General features: G+C 54.3%; 1 protein-coding gene and 1 pseudogene. Both read right to left on the bottom strand.

Annotated elements, in window-relative coordinates:
• Positions 1–252: pseudogene (locus B4967_RS08295) on the bottom strand (copper resistance system multicopper oxidase); the annotation flags it as partial.
• Between the two features lie 68 nt (positions 253–320).
• Positions 321–1,478, bottom strand: a 1,158-nt coding sequence (locus tag B4967_RS08290; protein WP_243470414.1) for an ATP-binding protein, incomplete at its 5' end; no start/stop codon positions are given.

Here is a 1,478-nt window from a genome sequence, read left to right as displayed (position 1 = left end):
GCCAGGACTGGTACCGTTAATGGTAATTGGGTGGGCTTCTTGTCCGTCAATCGGAATGGATTCACGGCGGATAGCGAGTGATATCTCGGGCCCTTCTTCGACGCCCTGTGCATAGACATTCGTACGGCCCCAGGGGCTTGCCCAGGCGGGAGTTAGTCCCATTGCGGCAGCGGAACCTAACCCTAAGGCAGCACCGCCTTTTAGGACCTGCCGGCGAGAAAGCGGGTGAGAAATGATGCTTGAGCGTGCCATGTGTAACTCCCATCAATGATGAATGGCACCATCTTGATGGAAGAAACTGAAACAAAGCTGAATAATGATTAATTAGCTACTTCACCCGCTAGAGGCAGGGTAATCGTAACGCGCAAGCCCCCCAGTGGACTACGCTCAAAATGTGAGTGCCCCAAGTAACGTTCAACTAACTGCGCAAGAATCGACAGGCCTAAACCGTAGCCGGGACGGCGTTCATCCAGTCGTGCGCCACGCTCTCCCAAGCGCGAAAGATCCTCTTCTGCAACGCCGAGGCCGTCATCATCAATGGTGATCGTGAGTGTGGTAGCGGAGACGGCAATAACACAATTAACGCACCTATTTGAACGCTCAGGGTAAAGGCTGCGGAACAGCTCGATGAGCCGTGAACTATCACGCGTGACGTTGGCCATTCGCCCCGCGTTAGGGCCTGCAATACGTGAGCGACGCAGCTCCGCATCCAGCTGGGCGTTAATATCCTCAATACGGCTGAGCAGTTTATGGCGTCGGGTTTCATCAATGGGCCGATTGCCACGCAGTACTTGGGTAACGGCTGCCAGCGGGGTTTTTAATGCATGTGATAGGTTCGCGACCGACTCTCTGGAGCGCTTCAAGCGAAGGTCAATGTCATCCATAAACCAGTTCAACTGGTCGACTAATTCATCTAGCTCAGAAGGGGCTATTAATGACAAGCGATCACGTTTGCCCGCTCGCAATGCTTCAAGCTGTTGACGCAGTTGCCAGAGTGGCTTGAGTCCACGATTAACCGCTAACATGTTGAGTATGATGAGCATTCCTAACAGCGCGCTGGCAATCCCACCGACCCACCAGTGCAATGTTGCAAGCCCTGCTTCTACTTGAGAGAAGTCCTCACCCACCAGCAGCACACCCTGCGTGCCCTGCCATTCAAAATGGCGACGATAGACGTGCATGTGTTGCCCGCCGAGATTCACGTCTATTAGAGCATCACCGCTTTCATCTAGCAGCGAAGCCAGCTGTTGCTGCCATTGTGGGTCGGAAGCGCTGACCGAGCAGTTAAAGCGGGGTACGTAGAGATGATGAAAGACTTGATAGCCTTGGCTAACCGAGTCAAGCGCGGCAGGCACGGCGGCTTCACCTTGCTCAAGCTGCGTGACGGCATGGTCGGCTTCGCGCTGAAGACGCTCACCCAAAAAATCCCGAGCAAGATTCTGCAACAATATGCCATGCAGTAGCCAGGTCGTCACCAC

Origin of the sequence: Vreelandella lionensis (assembly GCF_002087295.1) — a bacterium.
Classification (GTDB): Bacteria; Pseudomonadota; Gammaproteobacteria; order Pseudomonadales; family Halomonadaceae; genus Vreelandella; species Vreelandella lionensis.
The sequence above is the reverse complement of the archived record's forward strand: the minus strand, read 5'-3'. Positions and strand labels throughout refer to the sequence as shown.